The following is a 25436-nucleotide window of genomic DNA, read 5'->3' as shown; positions in this document are numbered from 1 at the left end:
GCGGAGCCCGGCAGGGCAGGCGGCATGGCCGCTGCCCCGCCGGTTCCTCAGAACTCCAGCAGTTCGAACGAAAAGCCCACCTTGTTCCACTCGGCTTCTTCAGCGCGCAGCGTGAAGTCGCTCAGGGGATGCTGCGCCAGCCAGTCGCGGTTGACCCGCACCACGATGGAGTTGTCGCGCACGGATGCCGTCAGCGGTAGCGGCTCGATTTCGTTGCGGCGGCGGAACAGCAGCACCGCCAGGCGCAGGCTGAGGATGGCCTTCCACTGCGCGCGCGTGCGCACCAGCGGTTCCAGCTTGGTCAGCTTGCCCTGGTGGCCGAGCGCCAGCAGCGCCAGCAATTGCTGGTCGGCCCGCGAGAAGCCCGGCATGTCGGCGTTTTCCAGCACGTAGGCGGTGTGCTTGTGATACGCGTTGTGGGCGATGGACAGGCCCACTTCGTGCAGGTCGGCGGCCCAGCCCAGCGCCGGGCGCAGCTCGGCGCGTTCCGGGCCGTCCGGGAACATGGCGTCGAACAGTGTCAGCGCGGCGTGATGCACGCGGCGCGCCTGGTTGACGTCGACGTGGTAGCGCTTCATGAACTGGCGCACCGATTCGTCGCGCTTGTCGTGTTCGTCGTCGCGGCCCAGCAGGTCGTACAGCACGCCCAGGCGCAGGGCGCCGTCGCCGGTGTGCATCACATCGATGCCCAGTTCGTCGAACAGGGCGCTCATGATGGCCAGGCCGCCGGGCAGCACGTCCGCGCGTTCAACCTTGATGCCGGGCAGCTCGGACGGAATCACGCGGCCCGAGCGCACGATGCGATCCTTCAGCTTGGCCAGGCCGGCGCGGGTGATACCGCGGTCCGAGAAGCGGCATTCGGTCAGGATGGCGAACAGCGCCTTGGCCGTGCCGGAAGAACCGTAGGCTTCCTTCCAGCCCATCTTGCGGTACTGCTTGGCGATGACTTCGATCTCGCGGCGCGCGGCCAGCTCGGCCTGCTTCATCTGGTGCGCGTCCACCACGCCGTCCGAGAAGAACTGGCGGCTGTAGCTGACGCAACCCATGTACAGCGAGGACATCAGGCCGGGCTCATGGCTCTTGCCGATGATGACTTCGGTGGAGCCGCCGCCAATGTCGATGACGAGGCGCTTGTTGGGCGAGGGGGGCAGGGTGTGGACCACGCCCGAAAAGATCAGGCGGGCCTCTTCGCGGCCGGCGATGACTTCGATGGGAAAGCCCAGGGCGGCTTCGGCCCGGGGCAGGAAGTCGCGGGTGTTGCGGGCGACGCGGAAAGTGTTGGTGGCGACGGCGCGAACCCGGTTGGGGTGGAAGCTGCGCAGGCGGTCGCCGAAGCGTTCCAGCACGGCGATGGCGCGGTCGATGGCCTCGTCGCCCAGGCGCTTTTCGGAGTCCAGGCCGGCCGCGAGCCGGACGGTTTCCTTGAGGCGGTCGATTTGATAGATCTGGGGCGTACCGTCCTGCTGAACGATGCGTCCGATGGAGAGGCGGAAGCTGTTGGACCCGAGGTCCACGGCGGCCAGAAGTTGATCCATGCGGCTCGTAAATATTGTCTTGGAGGTGGCCCGATTATAGAGACCCCATGTGACAGCGCCCCGGCGCGCGTATTTTTTCTTATGGAACAGGGGCTTGCAGCGCATAATCGCTCTGCTATGCGTCCCGGTTTTGGCTTACGCTATGTATTCGGCGCCGTGTCATGGAACCGTCACTTTTTTGCAGTAAAACTCCACGCTCTCCCTACGTATGGAATCCGGTATGCCCTCACGCCCTCCTGCCGAGCCTTTGCTTCTGAACCGCGAGTTGTCGCTGCTGAAATTCAACGAACGCGTGCTGGCGATGGCGGAGAATCCCAAGACTCCCTTGCTGGAACGCCTGCGCTACGTATGCATCGTCAGTTCCAACCTGGACGAGTTCTTCGAGATCCGGATTTCCAGCCTGAAGGAGCAGCAGCGCCAGTCGCCGAACCTGGTGGGGCCCGACGGCATGACGCCGGACCAGGCGTTCGAGAACGTCCAGCAGGCGGTGCATGAACTGGTCAATCGCCAGTACAACTTGCTTAACGACGAGATTCTGCCCGCCATGCACGCCGAGGGCATCGCGCTGCACCATGCGTCGGAATGGAATCCGCAGCAGCAGGAGTGGGCGCGCGAGGTCTTCAACCGCGACGTGATGCCGCTGCTGACCCCGATCGGGCTGGATCCGGCGCATCCGTTCCCGCGCGTCTACAACAAGAGCCTGAATTTCATCGTGTCGCTGTCGGGCGCCGACGCCTTCGGCCGCCAGGCCTCGATCGCGGTGGTGCAGGCGCCGCGCGCCTTGCCGCGCCTGATCAAGATGCCGCAGGAGCTGTCGGGCCAGCCCGAGGGCTACATCCTGCTGACCTCGCTGCTGCGCGCCTTCGTGGGCGAGCTGTTCCCGGGCCTGGAAATGCTGGGCTGCTACCAATGGCGGGTCACGCGCAACAGCGACCTGTTCGTGGACGAGGAAGAAGTCACCAACCTGCGCCATGCCTTGCAGGGCGAACTGTCGCAGCGCAACTTCGGCGCCGCCGTGCGCTTGGAAATCGACAAGCTGACGCCGGTCGAGCTGGAACACTTCCTGCAGCGCGAGTTCTCGCTCAAGCCCGAGGACACATACCGCGTCCCGGGCCCGGTGAACCTGTCGCGCCTGATGCAGCTGTGCAATTCGGATTCGCGGCCGGACCTGCTGTTCCCCGACTACCGCGCGCCCGTGCCCGCGCCGTTCGACCGCGTGGGCGACAAGCCGGCCGAGCTGTTCGAGGCCGTGGCCGAGCAGGACCGCCTGCTGCACCATCCCTACCAGTCGTTCCAGCCCGTCATCGACTTCCTGACCGCCGCCGCGCTGGACCCGGACGTCATGGCGATCAAGCAGACCATCTACCGCACCGGCGAGGATTCGGAGCTGATGAAGATCCTGCTGGCCGCCGCTCGCGCCGGCAAGGAAGTGACGGTGGTGGTGGAGCTGATGGCCCGCTTCGACGAACAGACCAACATCAACTGGGCCTCCAAGCTGGAAGAGGTGGGCGCGCACGTGGTGTACGGCGTGGTGGCGCACAAGACGCACGCCAAGATGGCCGTGGTGCTGCGCCGCGAAAAAGGGCGGTTGCGCCGCTACGCCCACCTGGGCACGGGCAATTACCATCCGCGCACGGCGCGCCTGTACACCGATTTCGGGCTGCTTACCGCCGATCCGAAGCTGTGCGAGGACATGGACAAGGTATTCGCGCAGCTGACCGGGCTGGGCGCGCGCCGCTCGCTCAAGGCGCTGATGCAGTCGCCGTTCACCATGCATGACGGCATGGTGGCGCTGATCCGCGCCGAGGCCCGCGCGGCCAAGGCCGGCAAGCGTTCGCGCATCATGGCCAAGATGAACTCGCTGCTGGAAGAGCAGATCATCGAAGAGCTCTACAAGGCAGGCCAGGCCGGCGTGAAGATCGATCTGATCGTGCGCGGCGTGTGCGCGCTGCGCGCCGGGGTGCAGGGGCTGTCCGAGAACATCCGGGTGCGCTCCATCGTGGGCCGCTTCCTGGAGCATTCGCGGGTTTTCTATTTCTACGCCGAGGGCGAGGAAACCGTCTACCTGTCATCCGCCGACTGGATGGACCGCAATTTCTTCCGCCGCGTCGAGATCGCCTTCCCGATCTACGACAAGACCCTGAAGAAGCGCGTGATCGACGAGGCCTTTACCTACGCCCTGCGCGACAACCAGCTGGCCTGGCAGCAACAGCCCGACGGCGACTACGCCCGCGTCAAGAGCCGCCGCGAGCCTTTCAATGTGCATCAGTACCTGATGCAGAAGCTGGGCGTGTAAGCCTGTTCATCGAAAAACGGGGTTTGTCCCCATCTGCCGGCCGCCCTGGCTTCCTCGGGCGGCCGTCTTGTTTTCAGGCGAGGCGAGGGTGGGCGCATGAAGCGTATGTGACTGTCACTATCTTGTCATCTGGGACTTTTAATATGCGAGGGTCGATGAAAGACAGGCAGTTAATCAAGCCTGCCAGACCCCTCCAACGAGCACAGAAGGAACCCAGATGTTCAAACGTGTCTTCAAACAAGTTTCCCTGGGCGTCGCGCTGAGCGCCGCCGTGTTTGCCGTCCAGGCCGCCGATGTGACCGGCGCCGGCGCATCGTTCCCGTACCCGATCTACGCCAAGTGGGCGTCCGACTACAAGGCTGCCACCAACAGCGCCGTCAACTACCAGTCCATCGGTTCGGGCGGCGGCCAGCAGCAGATCATCGCCAAGACCGTCGATTTCGGAGCTTCGGACGATCCCATGAAGGCGGCTGACCTGGAAAAGAACGGCCTGCTGCAATTCCCGGCCGTCATCGGCGGCACGGTGGCCGTGGTGAACGTCGACGGCATCGAACCCGGCAAGCTGAAGCTGTCGGGCCCGGTCCTGGCCGACATCTTCCTCGGCAAGATCAAGAAGTGGGACGACGCCGCCATCAAGGCGATGAATCCCGACCTCAAGCTGCCGTCGGCCGACATCATCGTCGTGCACCGTTCGGACGGTTCGGGCACCACCTTCGGCTGGACCAACTACCTGTCCAAGGTTTCGCCGGACTGGAAGTCGACCGTGGGCGAAGGTAAGGCCGTCAAGTGGCCCGTGGGTCAGGGCGGCAAGGGCAACGAAGGCGTCGCCGCCTACGTCGGCCAGCTGAAGAACTCGATCGGCTATGTCGAATACGCCTACGCCAAGCAGAACAAGCTGGCCTGGACGCAGCTGCAGAACAAGGACGGCAAGTTCGTCCAGCCGGAACAGAAGGCTTTCGCCGCCGCGGCCGCCAACGCCGACTGGAAGAGCGCGCCGGGCATGGGCGTGGTCCTGACCGACGAGCCGGGCGCCGATTCGTGGCCCGTCACCGCCGCCACCTTCATCCTGATCCACAAGTCGCAAGACAAGCCGGTTCAGGGCAAGGCCGTGCTGGATTTCTTCGACTGGGCCTTCAAGAACGGCGCCAAGTCGGCTGAAGCCATGGACTACGTGCCGCTGCCGGAAGCCGTGACCAAGGAAATTCGCGCCGCCTGGGGCGAAGTCAAGGCCGCCGACGGTAAGGCCGTCTGGAAGTAATGGGTACGGCGCGGGAGAGGCCAGGCAAGCCGGCCTCTCCCGCGCAGCCCTCCAGCGGCCGTCCCCGTGGTTCCGGAGTAACGGAACGGCGGGGACGGTCCGCCGCAAGACCTTCGCAGTTCTTCCCCCTGGTTTCCTAAGGAAAGTCCATCCATGAGCGCGGTAATGGATAATAGTGTGCCGCTTCCGCCCAGCGTGGCGGACTCCGTGACTACCGGCACGCCTTCGCCTATGAAGCAAAACAATAACGCGCTGATGGATGCGCTATTCAAGAATCTGACCCGGCTGTTCGCCTTCCTGGTGTTCATCCTGCTGGCGGCGATTCTTGTTTCCCTGATCTACGGCAGCCGCGAATCGCTGGCCAAGTATGGCCTGTCGTTCCTCTGGCTCAACGACTGGGATCCGGTCAATTCAAACTACGGCGCGGTGGTGCCCATCATCGGCACGCTGCTGACTTCGGCCATCGCCCTGATCATCGCCGTGCCGGTGTCCTTCGGCATCGCCATCTTCCTGACCGAACTGTCGCCGACCTGGCTGCGCCGCCCGCTGGGCACCGCGGTCGAAATGCTGGCGGCGATCCCGTCCATCATCTACGGCATGTGGGGCCTGTTCGTCTTCGTCCCCGTGTTTCAGCAGTACGTGCAGCCCTTCCTGATCGTCACCCTGGGCAGCCTGCCCGTGATCGGCGGCATCTTCGCGGGCCCGCCGTTCGGCATCGGCATCTTCACCGCCGGCCTGATCCTGTCGATCATGATCATCCCGTTCATCGCCGCGGTGATGCGCGACGTGTTCGAACTGGTGCCGGCGATGCTGAAGGAATCGGCCTACGGCCTGGGCAGCACGACCTGGGAAGTGATGTGGCGCGTGGTGCTGCCCTACACCAAGTCGGGCGTCATCGGCGGCATCATGCTGGGCCTGGGCCGCGCCCTGGGCGAGACCATGGCCGTGACCTTCGTCATCGGCAACGCCTTCAAGTGGTCCGGCTCGCTGTTCTCGCCGGGCAACTCGATCGCTTCCGCGCTGGCCAACGAATTCAACGAGGCGGGAGGCATACAGAAATCGGCGCTGCTGGAACTGGGCCTGATCCTGTTCCTGATCACGACGATCGTCCTCGCCCTGGCCAAGATGCTGCTGGTCCGCTTGTCCGCCAGTGAAGGCAAGAAAACCTGACGCGCCGCGAGCACAAGGAAAAGAACATGGCTGTATCCGTACTCAATATGCAGAACGGCACCTATCGCCGGCGCCGCGTGATCAACCGCGTCATGTTGACGGTGTCGCTGGGGACGCTGGTATTCGGGCTATTCTGGCTGTTCTGGATCATTCTGACGCTGCTGATGAAAGGCGCGCCCGCGCTGTCGTTCGCGCTCTTCACTGAAATCACGCCGCCGCCGGGGCAGACCGGCGGCCTCATCAACGCCATCTTCGGCAGCGTGATGATGGCCGGCGTGGGCACGCTGATCGGCACGCCCGTGGGCATCCTGGCCGGCACCTACCTGGCCGAATACGGCCAGCGCGGCTGGCTGGCGCCCGCCACGCGCTTCCTCAACGACGTGCTGCTGTCGGCCCCGTCCATCATCATCGGCCTGTTCATCTACGCCGTGTACGTGGCCCAAGTTGGGCATTACTCGGGCTGGGCCGGCGCCATCGCGCTGTCCATCCTGGTGATCCCGGTCGTGGTGCGCACCACCGACAACATGCTGCTGCTGGTGCCTAACAGCCTGCGCGAGGCCGCTGCCGCGCTGGGCTGCCCCAAGTGGCGCATGATCACCATGGTGTGCTATCGCGCCGCCAAGACCGGCATCATCACCGGCGTGCTGCTGGCCATCGCCCGGATCTCGGGTGAAACCGCGCCGCTGCTCTTCACCGCGCTGTCGAACCAGTTCATGTCGCTGAACATGAACGGCCCGATGGCCAACCTGCCGGTCGTGATCTACCAGTACGCCGGCAGCCCCTTCAAGGACTGGAACAACCTGGCCTGGGCCGGCGCCACCCTGATTACGCTGCTGGTGCTGGGCATCAACATCATCGCCCGCAACATGTTCCGCAAGTAAAGATCGCTTTGCCGGCGCGCCTGGGGCGCGCCGGAGCCAAGGGAAACCAAATGGAAAACACCGCTACCGCCGTCAAGAACAAGATCGAGGTCAAGAACCTGAACTTCTACTACGGCAAGTTCCATGCGATCCGCAATGTGAACATGTCGATCCAGGAGAAGAAGGTTACCGCCTTCATCGGCCCGTCGGGCTGCGGCAAGTCCACGCTGCTGCGCACCTTCAACCGCATGTTCGAGCTCTATCCCGGCCAGCGCGCCGAGGGCGAAATCATCCTGGACGGCGAAAACCTGCTGACGGCCAAGACCGACATCTCGCTGATCCGCGCCAAGGTCGGCATGGTGTTCCAGAAGCCCACGCCGTTCCCCATGAGCATCTACGACAACATCGCCTTCGGCGTGCGCCTGTTCGAGCGCCTGTCCAAGGGCGAAATGGACGAGCGCGTGGAATGGGCCCTGAGCAAGGCCGCGCTGTGGAACGAAGTGAAGGACAAGCTGCACCAGAGCGGCAATAGCCTGTCGGGCGGCCAGCAACAGCGCCTGTGCATCGCGCGCGGCGTGGCCATCAAGCCGGAAGTGCTGCTGCTGGACGAGCCGTGCTCGGCGCTGGACCCGATCTCGACCGCCAAGATCGAAGAACTGATCGCCGAACTGAAGAACGACTACACCGTCGTCATCGTGACGCATAACATGCAGCAGGCCGCGCGCTGCTCGGACTACACCGCCTACATGTACCTGGGCGAGCTGATGGAATTCGGCCAGACCGACCAGATCTTCGTGAAGCCGTCGCGCAAGGAAACGGAAGACTACATCACGGGCCGCTTCGGCTGATTGCCGAATCTGTCTGCCGCCAGCGGGGCGGTTGTGCCTTGGGATGGCCCGGCAAAAAAAACGGCGCGCTTTTCGAAGCGCGCCGTTTCTCTTTTACGGCTGTTGCAGGGCCTGCTTGGTTCCCGTCGCGGCCGGTTCCTGGGAACCACCCGCATGGCGGCCGGGAATCAGGATGACGAACACCGCCGCCAGCACCGCCGCGCAAGAGAACGCGATGAAGTTCCAGGCCAGCGGCAGTTTCAGGCTGGCCAGGTAGCCGCCCACGATGGGGCCGCTCATGGCGCCGATGCGGGCGAAGGACAGCGCCCAGCCCGTGGCCGCGCCGCGCGCATGCGCCGGGTAGTAGCCCGCCAGGTAGCCCGTCAGGATCAGCGACGAGGAAATGCTGCCGATGCCGGCCAGCGCTACCCACACATAGTTCACCGCCAGCGGATTGTTGTAGGTCAGGCAATAGATGCCGGCCGCGCCCGCCAGGTAGAACAGCGCCACGATGCGGCGCGGTTCGGTCTTGTCGGCAAAGCGGCCCAGCACCAGGCCGCCGATGGCCGAGGCCAGGCTGAACACCAGCAGGAAGGAAATGCTGGAGCCGAGGTCGTAGCCGTTTTTGCGCATGATCTGCGGCAGCCAGGTGTTCAGGCCATACACCAGCATCATGCCCAGGAACAGCGCGCCCCAGAAGCACAGCGTGGCGCGCAGGTGGCGCGGCGCGAACACCGCCGCCATGACGTCGCGCCAGGTGGACTTGGCGCCCGCGACCTCGCGCGGCCGGAAGGCTTCGAGCGAGGTGATGCCCAGGCGCTGCGCCTGCGCCCGCGCGCCGGCCTCGTCGCCCTTGGCCAGCAGGTATTCCAGCGATTCCGGCAGCAGGCGCGCCAGCAGCGGCACCAGCAGCAGGGGCAGGGCGCCCACCGCGATCACGGAGCGCCAGCCCCAATGGCTGAGCAAGGCCATGGCCACGGCCGCCGAGCACAGGATGCCCAGCGAATAGCCCGAGTACATCACGCCATAGTTGAAGCCGCGCTTGGCCGGCGGCGAATACTCGATGGTCAGCGCCGCCGCCACCGGAATCACCCCGCCCAGCCCCAGGCCGCCGATGAAGCGGAACACCGCGAACCAGGTCGGCGTGGGCGCCCAGGCCGCGCCTATCATCGTCAGCGAGAACAGAGTCACGCAGGCCAACAGCATGCGCCGGCGGCCCAGCAGGTCGCTCAGGGTGCCCACGGCGAACGAGCCCACGAACATGCCCGCCAGCGCGTAGCTGCCCAGCACGCCCAATTGCAGCGAGCTCAGGTTCCAGCTCTTGTCTTCGGCCAGCGCGGGCAGCACGGCGCCCATCACGCCCACGTCATAGCCTTCGAACAGAATGGCCAGCCAGCAGACGAAAAGCACGGTATGGGTGGTCCGCGTGGGCGTGGCCCAGGCGGATGGAGCGGAGGCGTTTGCCATGTGTTTCCCGATGTTTGGTTATTGGGTTGTGCCTGTGCGCCTGCTGATTCCAGCAGGCATTCCGGCGCAAAACACAGGGCGGCTGGCCTGGCGGCCAGTCCTCTGGCGGCTATCCACCGCAGCGTCGGAAGCCGCAATTAATTTAGGCTTGAAATATATAGGTGTCAATCAGGGATCGCCCGTCGGGGAGCCGGCATCGATGGGACGCATGCGGGGAACGGGCCAGCATGCGCGGTATCTGGTATAGTTGCCACCCTTCGGGGCGTAGCGCAGCCTGGTAGCGCATCTGCTTTGGGAGCAGAGGGTCGTGAGTTCGAATCCCACCGCCCCGACCAAAAAATCAAGGGGTTAGTTCATTCTGTGAGCTAACCCCTTTTGCTTTTTTCGTCTGCGCTATCTTTTCTGGGTAGCGAATTTCCAGCAGGCGGTACGCGCCTTGCTGGTGGCGGTGATCCGGGGAGTGTCGAAAGATTCGATCAGCGGCAATCCATCCGTGCACGCCACGATGAAAGTGGATTGTGTTTCGTACCGGTAGGCCAGGCGATGCGTGGCGCCCGGCTCCAGGCCCAGATCCTGTGTGATGAAGGTCTTCTTCGTGCGTGAGAATTCGCTGTCGCGGGGCTCGCAAACTGTGCCGTCCTTGGCGCCTTGGGCGGCATAGACATTGCAGTAGCCTACGGCTACGCGCACAGTGCAGGTATTGGTGTAAGTGAAGTACCCTTCCGGAGTCTTGCCTCGTTGCAGGCAGCCGCTCTGGTTCGAGCCGTATGCGAGCGCCCTGGTCTCGCGATCCGGCCTGGCGGGGGCAACGCTGGCATTCGCCTCTCCGGTTCCGTGTCCAGCGTTGGCGGCAGGAGCGCCGCTCATTTGCGTCACCCTTTGCGCCCAGGCGTCTTTCAGACAGGCGACCATGGGCGCCTGCGCTCCTTGTTCGGCCTTTGCCTGCATCGATTCGAATTTCCGCAGGGAATCTCGCGCTTCAGACAACGTGGCGGCATTCAATTGCCTGTTGTTCCGGCTTATCGACTTTGCCGCCCCATCCGCATTGCCAGGACCATATGCCTGGCGTATCTCCGCTTCGCAGACGGGTTTTAACGGTGCGCCCGCGCTGGCACTTGCGGAAGACGGTCCTTGCGGTTTCGGCGCCCATTGGATGATTTGGGGCGGAAAGCCGTTCTGCCTCAACATCTTGATGCGATAGTCGTACTCGGTGCGTAGCTTGTTTTCGTCTTCGTCGGGTTCCAATCCGGCGATGTGGCAGAAGTAGGAATGGGGGCTGCGGTAACGCTCACCTGTGTCTTGGCGATATTTCCCGATGCTTTTGAAATAGCTTATCCATTGCTGGTTGAGATCCTGGAGTACGCCTGTCTGGGCTTTGTCAACCTGGAAAATGCTGGTTCTGTAGTGCTCGTCAGGTCCTATGCCGCCGCCAATACGGGATAGGAGAATCGCCGCCTCGCAGTATGCCGATGCAGCCAGAGCGGGGGGCGCCGCCAACAGGCTGAACAGGAGCGCAAGTGCACGGGTTGGCGGCTTGATGGCAGAGATGCGCATGTTCGTCGGCAAATGGGTGATGAATCCGCCTTGAGGCAGGCGGATTATTACCTGCCTACCATTTCAATCGCGGGATTGATCGCATCAATGTGAAATACATCAATTTATTGCAATGTTATCACTTGTAACTCAGAAAAATTCCTTACGCCATAAGAAGATATACCTAGTTTCAGGTATAGACGAAGAGTTTCAATCCCCGTCTAATGCTTGCAGTCAATAGACAAAATGATGCATTGACTCAAGCAGAAACAGGGCGCCTTTTCGCAATAATGTATGCAGGCCCTACTGAATGCTTGAGTTAGTAACTGGCAAACAGGCAAGGAGGGCTAGAAGCATGTCAGCGACTGTGTTTTATGAACGGGCCGTGGCGTTGGATCGGGCAGCGCACCAGGACACCAAGATCCAGATTCAGCCGGACCATTACGCGTTCGCCCAGGACACGAATGCCTTGCCCATCGCCGCCAGCGAATTCGCGGACGCGGGCCGCCACTATCCCATCGTGTTCGTGGGCGACGAAGCCGGCAATTTCCACGTGGCCGTGCTGCTGGGCCTGGAAGACAAGTCCAACCTGTTCGTGACCGAGCTGGGCACCTGGAAGGCCGACACCTATGTGCCCGCCTTTGCCCGCCGCTATCCCTTCGTGCTGGGCACCACGGCCGAGGCCGACCGCCTGGCCGTGTGCATCGACGAGTCCTACCCCGGCATCAATACGGCCGATGGCGTGGCGCTGTTCGAGGACGGCAAGGAAACCGGCTACCTGACGCAGATGATGGAGTTCCTGCGCGTGTTCCAGGGCGAGATGGAACTGACCAAGAGCATGGCCCAGCGCCTGAACGAGCTGGGCTTGCTGACGGCCAAGACCATCACCATTTCGCAGGCCGACGGCGACCGCTACCTGAGCGGCTTCTGGGTCGTGGACGAGCAGAAGTTCGCCGGCATCGATGATGCCCGCGTGATCGAACTGCAGCGCGCCGGCATCCTGCGCCTGATCGAATTGCATCGCGCCTCGCTGGGCAACGTCCAGCGCCTGGCCATGCAGCTGGACGAGCAGCGCCGCCTGAAGGCGCAGCAGCAGAAGGACGTGGCGTCCACCACCGACGCCGCGCCCGCGCAGTCCGCGGCCTGATAGCTGCCGCAGGGCCATGCTGACCGCCGCCTTGACTCCCGCGATCGGCCAGGCCCCCAGCCAAGCCGGCGCCGAGCCCGAGATCCATATCCCCCTGCACACGCTGCGGGGGGAACAGCGGATCTGGGCGGACCGTTTGCTGTCGGTCTTCAAGAACCGGCAGATCGACGGGGTCGAGTGGTCGATGAAGTTCTCGGCCGCCGGCCTGGTCGGCAACCGCTTCATGCTGGGGATCCAGCGCGAGAACTGGCGCCAGCTGGATCTGGCCAGCTTGTCGCGCGAGCTCGCGATTCCGCAGGCGTTGTGGATGCGTGTGCAGCAGGACATGGAGCAAGCGCGCGCCATGTTCTTCGCCTATGAGCCCGACGGCGCGGCAGGCACGTACCGGGTCTACCTGGAGTTCATGCCCACGCCCGAAGCCTTGCGCCAGCACGGCGTGCTGCCGCTGGGCTGCGGGTACAAGTGGCATCCTGCGACGCAGCGCGAGGCGGCCGTGACCGCCTACCGCATGCGCTATCTGCAGGACCGCGCGGCGTTCGATGCGCATCTGGCGCCGTATCTGGCCCGGCTCGCCAATCCGGTGCTGCGGCAGGTCGCGCAATCGATCGTGACGCAGGCATGCGGAGAGGCGGATCCGGCGGGCTTCATGTTCCTGGAAGTGGACGAGGCCGATACCCGGCGCGATTCGTTCACGGTGACGTTTCGCGGGGCGGATCTGCCCTTGAGAGCTTTTATTCCCGACCTTTTGCGTCTTGCCGCCAGCCTGGCCCTGGCGGAAAGCGAAGTACTGGGTTTTCTTTTGCCCGACGAACCCCGCAGCCTCTATAGCCTGGCCGCGGGGGCCGCGCGGGACGGACACGAGTTTCTGACTGTCTACTATGACTGACAACGACAAGCTTCTCTTCCGCCCCGCGCATGCGCGCAAGGGCATGCTGGCGATGGCGGTGCTGGCCGCATTGAATGTGGCGGGTTGCGCCTCGAATGGCCAGAAGGCGCCTGCCGCGTCGGCGGCGCCGGCCACAAGCGCGGCCACGACCACAACCGCCGCGTCCGTCACGCCCTCCGGTCCGCAAACCGAAAGCGGCGCGCTCCAGATCGGCGAGCGCAGTCCGCAAGAGGATTCGGGCTTCGGCAAGGCGATGCCCAGCGCCAAGATGGACGAGGTGCCGTCGGCGCCTGCGCCGCGCTTCGACGAGAACACGGTGTTCCCGGCGCCCGCCTCGTACCTGGCGGAGAACATGCCGGCCTACAACGGCGCGCAACTGCCGGACCAGTCGGATCCCTTGACGCTGGACCAGGTCTACATGATGGCGCTGCAGAACGATCCGCAGATGCAGGGGGCCTACCAGGAGCTGCAGGCCGTGGGCTATGGCGTGATGTCCGCCCGCGCCGGCCTTCTGCCCAGCGTCAGCGGCGAAGTCAATCGCAGCCGCGTGCGCCAGAACGTGGTCGACAGCGAAAACGCCGTCTACCAGACGGGCCGCGCCAACTGGGCCGAGGACGGCTGGGCGCTGACCCTGAACCAGCCGATCTTCGAACTGGGCGCCTATCACAAGTGGCGCCAGTCGCAGGAAGCGGAACGCAAGGAAGTGGCCAGCTACGCCTACGCGCAGCAGGACCTGATGCTGCGCACGGCGACGGCCTATCTCAGCGTGCTCGCGGCGCAGGACCAGATCGAACTGACCGAGGCCGAACGCCGCACCACGCGCAAGCAGCAGGAACTGGTGCAGGCGCGTTTCCACAGCGGCCAGGAAACCCGCGTCGGCCTGAGCGAAGTGCAGGCCCGCCTGGACATCCAGGACGCCAACACGCTGCTGGCCAGGAACGACTATCTGGATAAGCAGCAGGCCGTCCAGGAAATCGTGGGCTACGGCAACCTCAAGCTGCGTCCGGTGCGCAAGGACCTGCCGATGACCTTGCCCGCGCCCAACGATCCCCAGGCCTGGCTGCGCACCGCGCTGGACCAGAACTGGTCGATCCGCGCGGCCTCGGCCGGCGTGGCGGTGGCGGAAAAGGAAGTGTCGGTGCAGAAGGCGGGCTATTACCCCAGCGTGAACCTGCGCGCTTCCACCGGCCGCAACGAAACCGGTGGCAGCCTGTTCGGCGGTGGCAGCACGGTCGCCGACACGCGCTTCACGGTGAACCTGTCGGTGCCGATCTTCCAGGGCGGCTACACGTATGGCATGAGTCACGCGGCGGCCAGCCGCCTGAGCGCGGCCTCGTCCGACCTGAGCCTGACGCGCCGCAAGGTGCAGCGCCAGGTGTTCTCTTCGTTCCAGAACATTGTGATCGGCATCGACCGGATCAAGGCGCTGAACAGCTCGGTGGAGTCCTTCGAACTGGCGCTGAAACTCAAGGAAGAGGGCTTCCAGGCAGGGCTGAACGACATCGTCAGCGTGCTGGACGCGACGCGCAATCTTTACAACGCGAAGCGGCAGCAGGCCGAGGCCGGATACAACTTTTTGCTGGACGGACTGAAGCTGAAGCAGGCTGCGGGCACGCTGAACGCGGCGGACATCGCGGCGATCAGCCAGCAGATGCTGTAGGGACGCAGGGGGCTTGCGGCAAGACGCGCAAGCCGGGGCTGTACGCAGGCAAGACAACAGCAGAGCCATCCGGCGGCCAGCCGGATGGCTCGGAATCGTTTAAATCAGGGCGTTGCATACGCCCGCAAGAAAAATGTCGAGCGACGATATGAGCATGAAGAAACTGGCGCGCAAACTCTGGACCGGCCGTTCCTCCCGCGAGGTGCAGCAATCCTTGTTCCGCAGGCGGCCGCTCTTCGAGGCGCTGGAGCGCCGCTATCTCATGTCGGCCGAACTGCTGGTCCCGCCGCCGCCGCCGGCAAGCGAGCAGGCTCCCGTGGTGGCGCCCGCCGACCCCGCCGCCGGCGCCCAGGGCAAGAAGCCCAGCGCGCCCGGCTCGCATCCGTACCTGGTGGAACGCGCCGCCTTCAAGGCCGTCACGCAGCACAGCGAAATGCTGACGCTGGAGCAGTACGCCAAGGCCAGCGCCACCCGCCAGGGCGACGCCAAGGCATGGCTGCCCGGTACGGAAGCCGGCCAGGGCAAGCCGTCGGCGCTGCCTGATGCCATTCCGGGCTACACCACGCATTCCGAACAGACGCCGGTGCGCCAGATCATCTTCGTGGATCCGGCGGTGGACAACGCCGAGCAGATCGTGCAGGGCCTGTATGGCCTGATCAGCGGCAAGACCGAAGGCCTGGACGGGCTGGCCAAGCCCAGCGGCGACGGCCCGCAACTGCAGGTGCTGCGCAGTCATGACACCGAGATCATCGTGCTGGACGGCCGCTATGACGGCGTGAACCAGATCACGCAGGTGCTGGGCCAGCACAAGGACCTGGCCGCGGTGCAGATCATGAGCCACGGCAGCGTGGGATCGCTGACGCTGGGCACCGCCACGCTGGGTTCCGGCCAGCTGGATGCCTACAAGGACCAACTGCGCGCCTGGGGCGACGCCATGTCGGAAGACGGCGACATCCTGCTCTATGGCTGCAACGTGGCGGCCGGCCGCGGCGGCATTGCCTTCGTCGACAGCCTCGCGGCCATCACGCGCGCGGATGTGGCGGCGGCGACCCATACCGTGGGCAGCGCCGCGCTTGGCGGCGACTGGGTGCTGGATTACCGCCATGGCGTGATCGACGCCAACACGGTGACCGTCGCCAGCTGGAATGGCGTGATGGCCAGCGCCAGCGGCCTGCAAAGCGGCGGCTCGACCCTGGTGGGCGTGGCGGTCAACGGCCAACTGGTCGGCTACGGCAGTAATAACACGTTCGTGTTCAACAACAGCTCCACCGCCGCGGTCACCACGATCGAAGTGCGCCAGGGAATGAAGCTGGATAACGGCGTCTGGGTGCGCAACGAAGACGACGACAACAGCAACAACACGCTGGATTTCTCGGGCGTCCAGGGCAACGTTACGGCCATCATCAGCAACAACGACGCCTACCAGATCACTTACTCGACGGTGGACGCGGGCAACAACTGGACCCAGCGCGTGGTCAACGTGGTGTTCAAGTCCGCCGACGGCTCGCAAAGCCTGAAGATCGGCGACAAGACCTTCAATCTGATAGGCACGGCGCAAAGCGGCAAGACCATACTGGACTACAGCGGCTATGCGACGGGGGTGACGGTGGACCTGTCCGGCCCCACGGCGGACTCCAATGGTGAAGAAATTCCGCCGCCGCCGCCGACCGGGTTCGGCTATGTGCGGGCGATCAGCGGAGTCAAGGGTTCCACGCAAGGCGGTAACAAGATCACGGTGGTGGGCGACACCACGGTCACGATCAATAACTCGCAAGACATCATCAAGGGCAGCGGCGGCGGCAACACCTACATCGCCGCAAGCGGCACCGTCGGTTTCAACCTGACCCAGCAGGCCGGCCAAAGCGGCAACACACTGGACCTTTCCCAATTTGGCGCAGACGTCACGGCCCGCGTGCAGACCAGCGGCGGCCTCAGCGTCTACATGGGCGCGGGCGTGGCGGCCGACGGCAGCGTCAACAGCCTGGCGACCGCGCTGGTCAGCAATCTCGATGTGCAGATGTTCTTCGGCGTCGCGGGTAAGACCACGCTGGACTACTCGGCCTATGAAGACAACGTCACCGTCAACCTGAACTTCCAGGACGGCAACACCGGCCTCTACAACGCCAGCGGCATGGCCGGCGTGCTGAACATCAGCAATGTCATCGGCGCTGGCGGCGAGTACGGCAACGACATCGTCGGCAACCTGGGCGACAACATCATTACCGTGGCCAACAGCCGCGGGCAGAACCGCATCAGCGGCGGCGGCGGCAACGATCTGGTGATCGGCAACCTGGCCACCGGCGGCGCAACCGAATACATCGCGGGCGTGGAAAGCAGCGCCGCGCTCAGTGGCGACAAGACCTCGGCCACACTGACGAACACGCCTCCGGGCGCAGGCGCCGCAAGCACGGTGACCCTGCGCGGCGTGAACGCCGTGACCTTGCAGGACTATCGCACCATCGACGCTGCTGCGGCAGCGGGCAGCACCAATCACGCCGGCACCAGCGTCACGCTGGACGGCACCAATTATCGCGGCGACCTGACGCTGATCGGCAGTGCGGGCGTCAACGTCCTGCTGGGCGGCATGGGCCACAACACCTTTACCGGCTATCAAGGCGCCAACCAGCTGTGGGCGCAGGCCGGCTCGCTCAGCAACACGCTGGAAGAAAACGGCCAGTGGAACTACACCCTGACCAACGCCCAGCTGACGGCGGCCTACGCCTCCGACGGCACGCCCCTGGGCGCCGGGGTGGCGGCCCCGATCTTGAGCAATACGCTGCATGGCGCGTTCAGCGACGCGCGCCTGAACGGCGGCCTGGGTTCGACGCTGATCGACGCATCGGCCTTCAGCGGCAACACCGTGCTGGTCAGCGGCCTGATGGCCGGCGGCGTCATCCGTTCGGGTTCGGGCGACAACACCCGCCACCAGATCATGCTGCTGGGCGGCCGCTACAACGTGTACGGCGGCACAGGCGTCAACGCAGCCACCGAACTGGTCGTGGCGGCGGATGGCCTGACGGGTACGGACGGCGCGGGCTACAAGACGCAGATGGGCGATGGCGGCGTGGGCTATGTGTCGTTCGAGCAGATGGGCGCCACGGGCTGGATCAAGCGCTCGTCCGGCGAAACCCAGGCCACGGCTTCGACCTATGCCGGCATCACCAGCGTGCGCGTCGTCGCCGGCGAGTACGGCAACTGGATCGATACCTCGCGCTTCGCGGGGACGGCGGTGCTGGACGGCGCCGCCGGGCTGTCCAACTATTTCATCATCAGCAATGCCTACGCCACCCAGGTGATCGGGTCGGCGGGAAGCAATACGGTGGAGCTGTCCACGGGCGGCAAGAACGTGGCCCTGGACAACAGCCAGGTGAAGATCGGCTCGGGCGGCGCGCAGATCAGCAGCGCCTACACCAACGTCAAAGACTTCCGCTTCGTGGTGGAAGGCAGCGGCGCCAACACGGTGGACACCACCGCCTTCACCGGCGTGACCACCCGGACCTATCTGTCCGACCTGAGCTCGGGCTACACGCCCGCGGACGGTCCGGCGCTGGCCTTCGTGTTCCCCAACCATGCCAACGCGCGGGTCGACGTAGGCCTGGAAGGGGTGCGCACCATCCAGGACCTGCTGGACGCCATCGGCGCCGGCATCATGGTCAACGCCGCCGGCGAGCCGCTGCGCATTGCCGTGGGCGGGCCGAACGCCGGCAAGCTGATTCCGGCCACGGACACCACCAGCGCCTGGGATTATCTCTATGCGCTGACGGCCAGCCTCGACGCGCAAGGCCGCCTGCAAGTCAGCTACAGCCAGGACGCGATCGCGGCGGGCTTCTCCGGCGTGTTCTCGCTGGCGCCCGGCATGCAGACCGCGCTGAACGCCGACGGCACGGTGTCGACGTCGACGGTCAGCCTGTCGGATGCGGCCTACAAGCTGGGCCTGATCGCGGCCGGGCAGGTGCAAAGCAGTTCCAACGGCGCGGGCGTCCTGACGGGCGCGGCGCTCGCCATCGGCCATCAGACCCAGTTCGTGCTGGCGGGCTCCAATTCGACCATCCGCTCGGGTGGCGGCGACAACACCTTCGTCGTGAACTACGGCCAGGGCGCGCTGAACACCGGCGCCGGCAACAGCATTGCCGCGCAGGTCGGGGCACGCAACAGCCTGGTGGTCAACACCAGCCTTGGCGCAGTGCTGTCGAATGCCAACGTCCACTATGTCAGCGGCGGCTCGCCCGCGAGCCAGGTGGCGCTCAATGGCAGCGCGTTCGCGGACGCCACCCTCATCTCCACCAGTTCCACCGGCGCGACCACGCTGGACGCCAGCGTCTGGAACCAGGCCGTCACGCTGGCCACCCGCGGCGGCTACGACACGCTCAAGGGCAACACCAGCAATGTGTCCTTCGTGGTCACTCAGCCGGCGGACACCGCCGCTGGCAAGGTGACCGTGTCGCTGGCGTCGAATAGCGGCAGTGGCAACAGCCTGCAGGTGATGGCCCTGGGCGACGGCACCGCGCTGTCGCGCCTGATTTCCCAGACCGGCGCGATCGCCGGGGTGACGCTGGGAGCGAACACCGGCAAGCTGGACTACGTGCTGGACATCGGCAAGGGTACGCTGGATCAAGCCCTGTCGGTGGGGGGGCGCAATGTCATCATCCGCGGCGAATCCTACACGGTGCTGCAGAACATCACGCTGGACGCGGGCTACACCCTGCGCCTGGAGGGGCAGAACATTACCGTTGGCGCCACCAGCGGCGCCAACATCATGCTGGCCGCCGGCGCAATCGAGCTGGCGGCGCAGCGCTACCGTCCGTGGCGTAGCGCCATGGCCCAGATCTACGAGCTGGACGCCGGCATCACGGTCAACAATGCGACGCTGTGGGCCAGGGACCAGCAAGGATCCGGGGTCAGCCTGACCAGCAAGATCGACAGCAAGGACTATGACCTGGATCCGCTGATCAAGAACGGCGAAAACCAGTCCACCGTACTGAACTCGTTGGCGAGCGGAGTGAATTCGGCCTTCGATGCGCTGATGAAGTTCCTGGATGGCGCCAGCGCCATGGCGTCCTGGGCGGGCATCAAGTACACCTCGTCGATCACGGTGGGGACGCAGGCGCGCCTGGTGTCCAACGGCGAAGTGACCATCACCTCGACCACGTCCGCCACGGTCAAGCTCAGTCCGCTGGTGGCGAAGATCGCCGGCATTGCCGTGGGCGTGCTGCAGAACAAATCCACCATCGACGTGCAGGGCACGGTGATCGCGTCCAAGGCGATCACCATCAAGTCCGATCTCACCAACGAAATGGAGATCGCGCTGTTGCCCGGCCAGCTGGGCGCCGTGCCGGCGGTGATCGGCGTGGGCGTGGCGGTGGTGATCAGCGAATCCTCCGTGCACATCGGCACGGGCGCGCGGCTGGAAACTGGCCTGTTGCATACCGCCGACGCGTATACCAGCAGCGTCAGCGGGGTGGGCGGCGACGTTACGATCCAGGCCCTGACCAGCCACAAGAGCACGATTTCGATATCGGCCGCGGGCGCCATGGCCGAAAGCGACGACACCAAGCCGGTGACGGGCGCCGACGGCAAGATCGATCCGTCCAAGGAAACGGGCAAGTACAAGGCCAGCTACGCCAAGGTGGGCGTGGCGGTGGGCTTCGCATACAACCAGCTGACCACCGAAGCCTTCATGGACGGCACGGTGGTGGCTCGCAATGCGGGCAAGGTGACCGTCGAGGCCAAGGCGGAGGACGCGGGCAGCGCCATCGCCGTCAAGACCATCCTGGGCGGTCGCGCCGCCACCGGCAGCGATTTTCTTTCGTCGGCGCAGACCGAGGCCAAGAGCGCGGCCATCGGCAAGACAGTCACCCCCATCGTGGGCGGCGCCTTGAGCGGCCTGGGCACCGGAGCGCAGTACACCAAGAGCTTCTTCAGCGCGCTGGTGTCGGAAAACCGGGGCACCAAGTTCGGCGAGAAGATCAAGCAGATCAAGCAGGAAAAGGACTTCGAGGACCGCGCCAAGTACGACTCCGACATCCAGAAGGAAATCGACAAGCCTTCCACCGAGTTCCAGGTCGGGGCGGCGTTGGGCATGTCGATGAGCAACATCACGACCACGGCCCGCATCGGCAACGGCGTGACGGCGGCCACGGTCAGCACGGCGGGCGGCGACGTCACCGTCAACGCGCAGACGCAGTACAACACCAAGCTCACGGTCATGAGCGGGGTGGATGACCAGGCCATCGCCGACAAGCAGGCGTTCCTGAACAAGAAGAACAATCTCACGACCAATCAGCCCGAGCGCGCGGCGGGCCCGGACGGTTCCGATTTCGGCGCCGCGGCGGCCGTGATCATCGGCATCGACAACGTCGCGACCCAGGCCACTGTCAGCCAGCTGGCCAACATCAGCACCCAGGGCGGCGACGTGGCGGTGACCGCCAGCACGCTGAACCAGATCGACCCGAAGAAGCTCTGGCTGGTCAATCTGTATGCGCCCTTCGACGGCATCGACACCAAGTGGAACGACGCCGACGGCACCAAGGACAAGATGACGGTGGCGGGCAAGGCCGCCGCGTCCTTCCTCAACAATCTGCAGGCCACGTTGACCAGCACGGGCGGCATTTCGTCCAGCTTCAGCAGCTGGGCCAGCGCCACGGCCAAGAGCAAGAAGCTGGCCCTGTCCGGCGCCTTCACGGTGCTGGTGCAGGACACCAAGACCCAGGCCCAGGTCGCAGGCAAGATCAATACGACGCTGTCGGGCGGCGCGGCCGGCGACGTGAAGGTCGAGGCGGAGAATTCCTCGCAGCGCCTGAACCTGGTGGGCAACATCATCCTGCCGTCCATGTCCCTGGGCGGCGCGAAGTCGCTGCAGAAGGCCGCTCCGCGCGGCGCTTCCGAAGGCCGCTTCAGCTATGGCAAGGATCTGGTCAAGGGTTTCCTGACCCCCAAGTTCCAGGGCTTCGACTATGGCAGCAGCTCCAAGGAAGGCTCGGCGATCGGCGTGTCGGTGTACGTGAATGCCGCCACGCACCAGACGCGCGCGGTGGTCAGCGACACCGCCGAGATCAACTCGGGCAAGCTGACGGTCGATGCCGACAATGAACTGATTTCCGTGACGCTGGGCGCATCGGGCGGACAGGCCAAGACCCTGGCGCTCAATGGCGTGGTGCTGGTCAATTCCACCAGCGCGACGACGTTGGCGCAGGTCGGCCGCGGCGCCAACATCACCGCCGCGGGCGCGGCGTCCATCCAGGCCACGGACGCGACCTGGGTCGGCACGGTGGCGGGCGCCGCCGCCGGATCGCAGGCGGTGGGTGTGGGCATGAGCGTGTCCATCAATGACGTCAACCGCTGGACGCAGGCCCTGATTGGGGACACGCTGCGCGCGGCGGACGGCGCGCCCACGGCCCGGCCGGTGGGCTCGTTCTCGGCGGCGTCGCTGACGCTGCGGGCGGAAAACAAGGGTTTCATCGGCAATCTGGCCGTGGCGGGCTCGCGCGTTTCCAGCCCGGTGGCGGGCGCCGGCAGCGGCACGGGAGCGGGGGCCGGCGGCGCGGGCGGAGCAGGGGGCACGGGCACCAGCCTGGACAACCTCAAGCTGCCCACCAGCCAGGGCGACGCCGCGCCCGGCGCGGACAGTCCCGCGCCAGCGCCGACGGACCTGGGTTCGAAGCTGGAAGGCCTGAGCGGCCAGGTGACCCAGCTGACGCAGGATACGGGCGCGGCGCCGGGCAGCCCGGCGCCAGGCGGCGGGTCCGGCAGCCAGCAATCCAAGGCCGGCGTGGCCATTTCGGGCGCGGTGGCGGTCAACATGGTCAGCGACTTCGCGCAGGCCTATGTGAACGCGGCCGGCATGAAGATCACCATAGGCGGCGACGCCAAGGTAGAGGCGCAGAACGGCACCCATACCCTGGCCCTGTCGGGTTCGGCCGCGCTGGCGCAGTCGGACAACGCCAAGTCCAACGTGGGCATAGCCGGCGCCTACAGCATGAACATGCTGGGCGGCGAAGCGCGCGCCCAGGTGCTGGCCGTGGGCGAACTGGTGGTGGCTGCGGACTTGGCGCTGGCAGCGCGGCGTACCGGCGTGGCCGTCACCATCGCCGCCGGCATGGCCGGCGCCAAGGGGCAGAAGGGCGTGGCCGTGGCCGGTTCGGCTGCCGTCGGCGTGGCGGATTACGCCAATATCGCGGTGCTGGGCAATGCGGCCAAGGTCAGCGCTCGCGACGTGACGCTGGAGGCGCGCGACCTGAGCGTGCTGGTCACCGTGGCGGGCGCGGTAGCCAGTTCGGAAGGCAAGGCGGGCGTGGGCGCGGCGGTGGCGGTCAACGTCAGCACCAACAATGCCGAGGCGGGCATCCGCCAGGTGACCGAGCTGCTGTACACCGGACGCGTCGACGTGTCGGCGCAATCCACACAGGTGGCGGTGGGCTTTGCCGGCGCCCTGGGCGCGGCGCGCGACGGCGCGGGCGTGGGCGGATCGGTATCTGTCAACGTGCTGTCCAACCGCATCAACAGCTACCTGGTCAACAGCAAGGTCGTCTATGGCGGCGCGGCTGGCAGCAACCACGGCGTCGACATCCGGGCCGAGGACAAGAGCACGCTGGTCGCGATCACCGGCGCCGCGGGCGTGGGCAAGAAGGCGGGCGTAGGCATCGCCGTCAGCTACAACGAGATCGGCAACGTCGTCATGGCCGGGATCCAGGGTTCGACCGTGGACACGGGCGGCCATGGCGCCGTGAACGTCACGGCGAAGGACACCTCGTCCCTGGGCGGCGGCGCGGTCGGCGTCGGCGTGGGCATGGGCGAAGCGAAGTTCGCGGCCGCGGGCTCGGTCCAGGTCAACCGTGTCAGCTCGGCGGTGGCGGCCTATGTGCTGCCCAGCCGCGACGGCAATGGCGCGGTGACCGCGCGCAGCCGTATCGACGCGTCTGCGTTGACGGTCGAGGCGACCGAGAACAACACACTGGTCGCGGTGACCGGCGGCGTGGCGGTGACGGCTGGCGGTTCCGTGGCCGTGGGCGCGTCGGTCAGCGTCAACGAGTTCAGCTCGCGCACCAGCGCGCTGCTCGAATACGCGGACGTGGACGTCGCGGGCAAGGTCGATGTGTCGGCGCATTCCTCGCCGCTGCTGGTGTCCGTGGGCGCGGCGGGCGCGCTGTCCAAGAAGTTCGCGCTGGCGGGAGCCGTCAACGTCAACATGATGCGCGGCGCCACCGAGGCCCGCATCAGCGACAGCACGGTCAAGGCCGGCAGCCAGGCCGGCTTCTCGGGCGACGCCGTGCGCGTCAACGCCTCTGACGCGTCGGCCCTCTACGCCATCACGGTCGCCGGCGCGATCGCCACCCAGGGCGCGGCGGTGGGGCTGGCCGTGGCCGTCAACATCATGGGCGGCAACACGGCGTTCGACCGCAATCTGCTGGGCTTCAACAACACGACGCTGGCCGATTCCGGCGCGGCCGTCACCACGGTGGGAGTGGCCGACAATGCCGGCGCCACCGCCAATCCCAAGATCGCCGCCTCCATCCTGCGCAGCGACGTGCGCGCGGCGCAAGGCAACATCAACGTCTTTGCCGGCCTGGTGGACCCGATGGCCGCGGGCGGCAATGCCCAGCTCAATGGCGGCAATCAGTTGCCGGTGGGCGACGGCGGCATCGGCGTGAACCAGGGTGGCAGCACGCTGACCTTCACTGGGGATGCCGCGGCCATCATCAACGGCACCAAGGACGACAGCGGCAACGCCGGCATGCCGGGGCAATCCGGCGCGAGCGGCGGGGAATTCTCCGGCTGGCAGACCGGCGACGGCGTCTACCTGAGTTCGGGCGCCGGCAACATCACGCTGGCCGACGGCTCCAGCCTGCGCAACGACCGCGTGTACTACGTGATCCGGCGCGAGGCGCCGGACGGCCAGGCCATCATCCAGCTGGCGGACACCCAGGAAGACGCGCTGCGCGGCAAGGCCCTGCAGTTCGGCAGCGTGGTCAACCTGTCCGCCATCGGCTTCGCCCACGTGCGCATGCAGGAGGCCACCAGCGTCAACCTGCAGCCGTTCCACGGCGTGGACGCGGGCGTGACGCTGAATACCGCCACCAACACCCTGGTGCTGGCGCAACCCTTCCCGGGCGTGCAGGAAGGCTCCGCCATCATCTACAGCGGTTCGGTGGGCAGCAACGGCCAGATCGAGGACGTGCTGGCCAACCGCATCCTGGCCCAGGGCAAGGATGTGTTGAAGGTCGGCGTGACCTATTACGTGTTCAACCTGAGCGCGGACCAGACCTCGTTCCAGCTGCGCGACGGCCAGGGCAACGTGGTCGACTTCAGCGGCGCGGCCGTCGGCGGCGCCCTGCAGCGCTTCAGCGTCAGCAATCCCGCGGGCGCGGCCCTGAATCCGGACGGCAGCCTGACCCTGCCTAAGGCCCATGGCCTGGCCACGGGCGACAAGGTGGTCGTCAACCTGGCGGCCAACGGCATCCTGACCGGCCTGGCCAACGACCACGTCTATGTGGTCGAAGTGGTGAACAGCACCACGCTGCGCTTCAAGGACGTGAACGGCGCGGCGGTGACGCTGGGAGCGCTGGGGTATGTGGCGGAGTTCAACGCCGGCAGCAAGCGCTACGACTACTTCCTGGCCGACGCCAACGGCGTCAAGCTGCTGGACGCCCAGAACCGGCCGATTTCGGTCAACCCGGACGCCATGATCGCGTTCACTCAGGTCGCGCTGCAGCGACAGACCTCGCAGACCTCGACCAGCACGGGCAGCGACGGCACCCAGAACACCAGCATCACGCAAGGCACGCCGACCAATGCGACGCT

Annotated in this window: 12 protein-coding genes and 1 tRNA gene (1 of these 13 cut by a window edge); 10 read left to right on the top strand and 3 right to left on the bottom strand. The window is 65.6% G+C overall.

Annotated features, from left to right (window positions below; translation table 11 throughout):
* Positions 1–47 precede the first annotated feature (47 nt).
* Positions 48–1535, bottom strand: a complete 1488-nt coding sequence (ppx, locus tag HWY37_RS25235; RefSeq protein WP_175206210.1) for an exopolyphosphatase — start codon at positions 1533–1535, stop codon at positions 48–50.
* A gap of 220 nt (positions 1536–1755) precedes the next feature.
* Here ppx and ppk1 point away from each other — a divergent pair, with 220 nt between their 5' ends.
* The 5 genes from ppk1 to pstB all read left to right on the top strand — a co-directional run bounded on the left by ppk1 (position 1756) and on the right by pstB (position 7967).
* Positions 1756–3831, top strand: a complete 2076-nt coding sequence (gene ppk1 / locus HWY37_RS25230; protein ID WP_176090119.1) for a polyphosphate kinase 1 — start codon at positions 1756–1758, stop codon at positions 3829–3831.
* Positions 3832–4048: 217 nt separating this feature from the next.
* A complete protein-coding gene (gene pstS / locus HWY37_RS25225) occupies positions 4049–5089 on the top strand; it encodes a phosphate ABC transporter substrate-binding protein PstS (RefSeq protein ID WP_175206212.1) in 1041 nt (346 codons plus the stop codon).
* 153 nt (positions 5090–5242) lie between these two features.
* On the top strand, positions 5243–6259 hold the full coding sequence (pstC, locus tag HWY37_RS25220) for a phosphate ABC transporter permease subunit PstC (RefSeq protein WP_176090118.1): 1017 nt from the start codon (positions 5243–5245) through the stop codon (positions 6257–6259).
* Between the two features lie 26 nt (positions 6260–6285).
* Positions 6286–7140 carry a phosphate ABC transporter permease PstA gene (gene pstA / locus HWY37_RS25215; RefSeq protein ID WP_176090117.1) on the top strand — a complete coding sequence of 285 codons (855 nt, stop codon included), beginning with the start codon at positions 6286–6288 and terminating at the stop codon, positions 7138–7140.
* Positions 7141–7190: 50 nt separating this feature from the next.
* A complete protein-coding gene (gene pstB, locus HWY37_RS25210) occupies positions 7191–7967 on the top strand; it encodes a phosphate ABC transporter ATP-binding protein PstB (protein ID WP_006221056.1) in 777 nt (258 codons plus the stop codon).
* Between the two features lie 93 nt (positions 7968–8060).
* Here pstB and HWY37_RS25205 read toward each other — a convergent pair whose 3' ends face one another.
* Positions 8061–9413 carry an MFS transporter gene (locus HWY37_RS25205; RefSeq protein ID WP_175206215.1) on the bottom strand — a complete coding sequence of 451 codons (1353 nt, stop codon included), beginning with the start codon at positions 9411–9413 and terminating at the stop codon, positions 8061–8063.
* 258 nt (positions 9414–9671) lie between these two features.
* Here HWY37_RS25205 and HWY37_RS25200 point away from each other — a divergent pair.
* A tRNA-Pro gene (locus HWY37_RS25200) sits at positions 9672–9748 on the top strand.
* A 58-nt stretch (positions 9749–9806) separates the two neighbouring features.
* On the opposite strand, the gene HWY37_RS25195 is transcribed toward HWY37_RS25200, so the two are convergent.
* The gene (locus HWY37_RS25195) at positions 9807–10967 is read right to left on the bottom strand and encodes a hypothetical protein (RefSeq protein WP_176090116.1); all 1161 of its coding nucleotides are present in this window, start codon (positions 10965–10967) and stop codon (positions 9807–9809) included.
* 334 nt (positions 10968–11301) lie between these two features.
* On the opposite strand from HWY37_RS25195, the gene HWY37_RS25190 reads away from it, so the two are divergent.
* The 4 genes from HWY37_RS25190 to HWY37_RS25175 all read left to right on the top strand — a co-directional run.
* Entirely contained in the window at positions 11302–12093 is a 792-nt protein-coding gene (locus HWY37_RS25190; RefSeq protein ID WP_176090115.1) for a SapC family protein, read from the top strand.
* Between the two features lie 16 nt (positions 12094–12109).
* Positions 12110–12979 (top strand): hypothetical protein, encoded by an 870-nt coding sequence (locus HWY37_RS25185; RefSeq protein ID WP_176090114.1) that lies wholly within the window; start codon positions 12110–12112, stop codon positions 12977–12979.
* Positions 12972–14639 (top strand): TolC family outer membrane protein, encoded by a 1668-nt coding sequence (locus HWY37_RS25180; protein ID WP_176090113.1) that lies wholly within the window; start codon positions 12972–12974, stop codon positions 14637–14639. Before HWY37_RS25185 ends, HWY37_RS25180 begins: the two co-directional genes overlap by 8 nt.
* Before the next feature lie 148 nt (positions 14640–14787).
* On the top strand, positions 14788–25436 hold the 5' end (the start) of the coding sequence (locus tag HWY37_RS25175; protein ID WP_176090112.1) for a DUF4347 domain-containing protein. The gene runs 22897 nt beyond the window's last position; only the first 10649 of its 33546 coding nucleotides appear in the window; the start codon lies at positions 14788–14790; the stop codon falls past the right edge of the window.

Source organism: Achromobacter anxifer (genome assembly GCF_903652925.1).
GTDB lineage: Bacteria > Pseudomonadota > Gammaproteobacteria > Burkholderiales > Burkholderiaceae_B > Achromobacter > Achromobacter anxifer.
The sequence above is the reverse complement of the archived record's forward strand: the minus strand, read 5'-3'. Positions and strand labels throughout refer to the sequence as shown.